This is a genomic window from Rhodococcus sp. (in: high G+C Gram-positive bacteria) (assembly GCF_049299235.1).
Lineage (GTDB): Bacteria > Actinomycetota > Actinomycetes > Mycobacteriales > Mycobacteriaceae > Rhodococcus.
Map to the genome: position 1 here is coordinate 35388 of NZ_JBAQXC010000347.1, position 6000 is coordinate 41387.

Below are 6000 nucleotides of genomic sequence, written 5' to 3' on the forward strand. Positions count from 1 at the left end.
GTGCGACCTGGGTTGATGCCGGTCGATGACCTGGTCGCCGCCGACTCCGGCTACGTCTGTGCCTACACCGTGGCGGCTGCGTCAGGACTCTCACCGGGAAGTTGGAGTATAGGAAAGACAGGGTATGCCGAGTTCTCTACTGATATAGGCCTGGTCGCCGTGGACAACGGTCTCCTCATAGCCGCTGACGGCAAGGTCTTGTGGGCCGTTGACGCCGTGCACTGTACGGAAGGTGTCGACTGTGAGCTGTGGAATTCGGTCGAGGCGTCGGTCGGCGAAACCGGCTGCTGAAAAGAACGGGCCGTACAGCCATTGCACGTAGGGGGCTCCCGGTCCTTCTGTTACCCGCCAGCCGAGTGCCCGCAGCCGAAGGTCCAGGTCACCGGAACCGGTATCCGACATGATCATGCTCGCCATCAATCTGTCGTTGTCCTGATGGAATTGGATCGAGCCGAGGTCCTTCACCGCAGTGGCCTTGAGGGTCACGATGTCGTAGCCGGGCATCGTCCTCAGCACCCATTCCAGTCGCTCGGCGAAATCCGTCCAGTCGGCGCATCGGTCGGGCGCGCCACGCTTGGTGGGTTGTTCGGCGGTCAACAGGTCACGAAGCGCCCATGGTCCGGTGTCGTAGCCGGTTTCGTCGCCGGCGGTGTAGCGCGTACGTCGCAGATCCATTCTCAGCCCGTCGCGCATGACCGCGACGACCGAGGCGGACACTTCCTGGATGTAACTGTCTTCGGCGCGCATCGGGTTCCAGCCGGTGACGAAGCGTTGCTTGTCGTGGTCCGGCACCCATACGGTCTGGCTCTGCAGCACGGTCAGCAATTGCTGCGCGGCGACCGTATCCGTCGGGGCGCTGACCTTGATCTCGATCATCTTGTCGTTCTCATAGATCACGACCTCGGAGCCGGAACCGCTGTCGCGCAGCCTGAGGAACTTCCATTTCTGGATATGTCCAGCGTCACCGTCGAATTCGAAGAGCACCAGCATAGGGATTGCAGCCTGCAGCTTCTCCCAGACTTCTGCCGTCATAGTCGTCCTTCCGTGTAGCTACGTCGCGGGAGAACGTATCCGACCCCTACGACACATCGACTCGCGGCGGCCGAACCACGGGCGCGCAGCAACAGCTCTCGACGGGCCTCTGAATCGCTGGGACAGAATCGTCCGAGAAGCGATATCGACGACATCCGCACGATCGTCGAGACGGGCGACGACACCAGTCGAGAAATGCGGAACCTGTCGCCGCTGTCGGTGCTGCCCGATGATGACGAACGCGCCGTGTCCTGGCCGAGTTCGATCTCCAGCTCGAGGCCGCCTCGAACCGATGAACCGGGGCAACTCGCTGCGCAACTGGCCCCCACTTCGCCTTCACGATCGGCCTCGATCCCGGGCGCAGCGCAGAGCAGATCGCGAATGCCCAGATGCGCGAGCGTATCCAGTACATGCAGGCCACCGCCGAGCCCCTGCCCGTCCCCGATAACAGCGCCTCCCTGATCGCCGCGACGCAGGCGGCGCACCGGTTCGACCGACCCGCCTTCTACGCCGAGGGCAGGCCACGGTCGGCACCCACGTCGACATGAGCCACCTCGCGGCGACACCTGTTGGAGTCACCGTGACCGCAGAGATCACCGTGACCGAGGTGCAGGGCCGAACCCTGCATTTCGACGTGACCTGTTACGACGAGCAGGGCCTGATCGGTTCCGGCACACACCGTCGGGCGATCGTCGGCATCTCCACTTTCCTGCAGCGAGTGACGGACAGATCGTTCCGGCCGCCCGGTTCCAGCACCCGATGACACATCGGCTCATCTGTCGGCAACGCAGTGCCGTTTGCGCAGTGCCGTTTGCGCAGTGCCGAATCGACGGTGTGCATGTTTGCCGATATCTGATTCTTCGATACGGACCAGCCCGATTGTGTCACTGCTCATTTCAAATGTCGGTACAGCGTGGTGCGGCCGACCCCGAGGATCTCCGCGATCTCGGCCTGCGCCATCCCGCTGTCGCGCATCTTCTTCGCCTGCCGGATCTTGTTGGGAGTCATCTTCGGCGGCCGCCCCCCGGTGCGGCCACGAGCCCGAGCCGCCGCCAGGCCGACCCGGGTGCGTTCCCGGATGAGGTTGCGCTCGAACTCGGCGATCGCCCCGAAGATCGAAAAGATCAGCCTCCCAACGGAAGTGGTGGTATCGATCGCTTCGGTCAACGACTTGAAGCCGACCCCGCGCCGCTCGAGGTCTTCGACGGTCTGCAGCAGATGCGGCAGGGACCGGCCGAGCCGGTCGAGTCGCCACACCACCAGGGTGTCGCCGTCGCGCAGATGTGAGAACAGGTCGGTCAATTCCGGTCGGGCGGTCGTCGCCCCGCTCGCAGTCTCCGTCCAGATCCTCGAGCACCCGGCGACGCGCAGAGCGTCGCTCTGCGCGTCGAGATGCTGATCGGTAGTCGAGACCCTCGCATAGCCCAAAAGTTCGCTCACGAGGCAACAGTGTTCCATAACTCACCGACACCGCAATTTATGAATCATTGGTTTGTGACATGAGTTTTGCATCATCATCGCCGCAGGTCGGCCGGTTCCGGCCGTCCACCTCGCTCTATGTTTCAAATACGAACGCAACCTCACCCGCGAACGCACCCAGGTCGGCCTGGCCGCAGCCCGTGCCCGCGGTCGCACAGGCGGCCGGCCCCCGAAGATGACGCCGAACAAGGTCCGGCAGGCCAGGAAGATGCGGGACAGTGGCATGAGTCAGCTCGAGATCGCGGAAATACTCGGGGTTGGGCGGACAACGTTATACCGGCACCTGAAGTAGTGGCGTTGCGATCACCTCGCGGTATCTCGCTGCGTTCGTTGAGTTCTGCGCCGGAATCACGACGAGGGCCCTGTATCGTTTGCGCCTCGACTGCCAAGACCAGTGGCCGAGTTGGACGAGCCAGCCGAGCCTCTCCCCCCACGAAACACGACCCGAGCGTTGCGCAGGACAGGTAAGCGTGGTGACCGGACGCCTACGAACAGGAAGACCCGTGAGTACGTGTCACTATAGCTGCAGCAGCAGCGCCGTACCGACCGATGATGCCGACTTTTGGAAATTTCCTGGCATCTCATGACTTGAAGCCTATGATTTGGGAAGTTCAGGCAAGGATTTGCAATACACCCCGAAGGCGGGATGCAGCAATGCCAGAAGAGGTCGGCAAACATTCGAACACAGACGAAAGTAAAGTTAGAGTATTTCGACGAGGGTGGCAAATTGCCGATTCCGGAAACCTTCCAAAAATTGGCGAATCAACATCTTTGATTCTGTCATATTCCGAAGAAATGACTAGACTTTTTCGTGCGGAGAGTAAGTCCGTATTCTCTGGGACAGTCGCGCGACCGTGGACCAACTGGAGGCAGATTCGGGATTCCGCAGGCGCTTCGACCGCCCCGAAGGGGCGTGCTGATTCGAGCGCCCCCGCAGTGCTGGAGGACGGTCCTCTAAAGATATTTTTCGTTTCGGACCTTCCCGTACCCGAAAGAATCACCCTAACTGGGGTAATAGCGGAGGGTACCCCTGGCCTGGATACCCCGATAGACGCCCCGATAACAACCGGAATCATCACGAAGCTATTGATCGTCAGGATGAGTTTGAGGAAATACGAAATTAGCAGTGAGACGCATTCGCGGGAGATTCCCGTTCCTGAGACGGAAGAAATTACCGAAGTCCAACAGATTTCGCCAGAGTTTATTACCGGAATAAACTCGTCGAACTACAGTGAAGATCAACTGCGGAAATATGAAATCGGAGCTCTAATCGAAATGAATGTTAATGCTGGGCCCTACGAATCCAGGGCCCAGCATTAACATTATGCCGCCGGAATTGCACGACTGACCCATGGCGGGCATTGGACCAGTGGCGTTCCGCTTGTGTCGGATTTGTTGCAGTACATCGTGATGACACCGAATACGAGATCCGTGCTCGGAGTGTTCGGAGGAAGATCCAGTTGACGTTGATCTAGCTCAAGACGGATCGGCATCGAGTCGATGGTCCGACAGGTGGCGCTCACGCGATCGCAACTGAAGTTATCAACATAGCCGTCGTATCGATATTTCGTCCCCGCCCCAGCCATAGGCTGGCCACATCCTGGCGCCCTGAGTAGCCATTTCCACATTTGACGGTTTGTAATGAAGTGCTTGTACTCGATCTTATCCCGCCCGAATCCACTACCTTCCGGCTCCGTCTCGATGAAGTACCCCCTCCTCATCACCGACGCCATGCCGCAAGAATCTTCCCCACGATCGACGATCACATATGAACCCTCTGGTGCCGCCTCTGAAGTGCCGGGGACTAGGACCATCATTCCAAGAACTGATATCGCTACCATGATTATATTCTTCAATTGGTTTCATCCTTAGTAGTGAAAAACGCTCGCTGTGCCATCTTGGTAAGTTGCTAACGCTCCATTTTGGAACTTCTGGGAATCCACCATCTCCGAGGTGCTGGTTGGAGGACCTGTTGGATATCCCAAAACTCCGGACTCGTAGTTTGTTGCGGCCCACACCGGCAAGGTGAGCTGCGACAAATCCCAGGCGCCGGTCAATGGTGTCCAGTAAATCGGAACGCCATTTTCAAATCGGGCGTAACGTCCCACTCCGTCGGGAGTGATTTGTTCATCAGCCAGAGGAAAACCGAGACTTCCATCTTCTCTTCCTAGCGCTGCCCACCGATCACGGATCGCGGTATACAACACTCGGGCACCCGTCTGTCCGGACCACGTAATGGTGCCGTTAAGAAAATTGTTATAGCGGCCGTTGTACTTGGTCACCCAGGTCTCGTCGCTGCTCGGGTAACCCAAGGGTCCTGTTTCGGCGTTGAGAGCGTTGTATCTGTCACGAATCGCGCCCCCGACGATGCCAAGGGATACTGGACTCCAGTAGATCGCGGCGCCCGATTGGAACTCTTGGCGCCGACCGTTCTGGAGGACAATCTCGTCGCTGGTCGGGTAGCCCAGCCATCCGGCCTCCCAGCCGTGTTGACCCCACTTCATCATGAAATGATTGACGACTGGATGCGCTCCGGCGTTGGGATGCCAATAGATCGGTCCGTTGACAAACGTGACTCGTTGCCCGAGTCCGTCGGGGTTGGTGATGTTGCCGCTGGTGGGCAACAGCAGAAAGCTGTTCGGCCCGCCGAGAGAGTCGTACTTGACACGGATCTGGCCGCAGACTTGGTACTGCCACGCAGGGAAATAGATCATGCAATCCGTGGGAGCTGCTGCGGCGAGCACGTTGGTGGCACCAGCACTGCGGGCTGTGCGCGAGCGTGATGCCGCTAGAAGTTTCGCCTCGGCGATCTCGGCCCTGTCGGCGTCCTCCTTCGTGAAGCCCTCAGGCAATTCTTGACGGTCCGAGCGCATCTTGCCTGGCACGATCGTGGAGTTGGGATTCTCGGTAGGTGCCCACTCCACCCAAGGTTCCTTCTTGCCCGGCGCAACAGGTGCCGCTTCTGGGCTTGCGGTCGCAGGTGGACTCGACTCGATGCTCGTCGAGGACGGGCCCGTGGTAGTTGACGGTGTCGAAACCGTCTCGGGTATCACGATGGCAGGCGGTGCCGTCGTGACGGGCGCCGCCGAAGTGGTTTGCTCACACGTTGGTAGCACTGTTGACGTGGTCGTGGTGGTAGAGCCGGTGGTGCTGGGTACCGCGCACGGATCCATCGTGTTGGCGTCTGCTGGTTTCTCGAGTTGTGTGGCGTCCGGAGTGGGCGAATGTGTCGTCGTGGTAGAGACGGCCGGCGTTGTCTCGGTCGGCTGGGCTAGTGCTGCTGGCCCTCCAACGGCAACCGCCGCTACGGTGGTGCCGGCAACCAGGCACCGGTGCCACCATCTGGTACGGGGCATGACAGAGTGAATCGCCCCGGGTCTGTCGGAGGCTCTCGAACCTGTGAAGGATGGAGAGCATGGCAGCACCACGGAAGTACAGCGTTGAGCTGAAGGAACGAGCAACGAGAATGGCGGTCGAAGCCCGCCAGGA

The 6000-nt window shown here is 59.8% G+C and carries 5 protein-coding genes and 1 pseudogene; 3 read left to right on the forward strand and 3 right to left on the reverse strand.

Annotated elements, in window-relative coordinates; genetic code table 11:
- Nucleotides 1-90: 90 nt before the first annotated feature.
- The gene (locus WAX14_RS21775; RefSeq protein WP_422630122.1) at nucleotides 91-1032 is read right to left on the reverse strand and encodes a TY-Chap domain-containing protein; all 942 of its coding nucleotides are present in this window, start codon (nucleotides 1030-1032) and stop codon (nucleotides 91-93) included.
- Between the two features lie 317 nt (nucleotides 1033-1349).
- On the opposite strand from WAX14_RS21775, the pseudogene WAX14_RS21780 reads away from it, so the two are divergent.
- Together WAX14_RS21780 and WAX14_RS21785 are read left to right on the forward strand one after the other, a co-directional pair.
- Nucleotides 1350-1580, forward strand: a pseudogene (locus WAX14_RS21780) (class I SAM-dependent methyltransferase); the annotation flags it as partial.
- Nucleotides 1577-1795 (forward strand): thioesterase family protein, encoded by a 219-nt coding sequence (locus WAX14_RS21785; RefSeq protein WP_422630123.1) that lies wholly within the window; start codon nucleotides 1577-1579, stop codon nucleotides 1793-1795. The pseudogene WAX14_RS21780 and the gene WAX14_RS21785, both read left to right, overlap by 4 nt.
- A 128-nt stretch (nucleotides 1796-1923) precedes the next feature.
- On the opposite strand, the gene WAX14_RS21790 is transcribed toward WAX14_RS21785, so the two are convergent.
- On the reverse strand, nucleotides 1924-2490 hold the full coding sequence (locus WAX14_RS21790) for a recombinase family protein (RefSeq protein WP_422630124.1): 567 nt from the start codon (nucleotides 2488-2490) through the stop codon (nucleotides 1924-1926).
- A gap of 148 nt (nucleotides 2491-2638) precedes the next feature.
- Here WAX14_RS21790 and WAX14_RS21795 point away from each other — a divergent pair, with 148 nt between their 5' ends.
- On the forward strand, nucleotides 2639-2803 hold the full coding sequence (locus WAX14_RS21795; RefSeq protein ID WP_422630130.1) for a helix-turn-helix domain-containing protein: 165 nt from the start codon (nucleotides 2639-2641) through the stop codon (nucleotides 2801-2803).
- 1576 nt (nucleotides 2804-4379) lie between these two features.
- On the opposite strand, the gene WAX14_RS21800 is transcribed toward WAX14_RS21795, so the two are convergent.
- Nucleotides 4380-5435 carry an LGFP repeat-containing protein gene (locus WAX14_RS21800; RefSeq protein ID WP_422630125.1) on the reverse strand — a complete coding sequence of 352 codons (1056 nt, stop codon included), beginning with the start codon at nucleotides 5433-5435 and terminating at the stop codon, nucleotides 4380-4382.
- Nucleotides 5436-6000 lie beyond the last annotated feature (565 nt).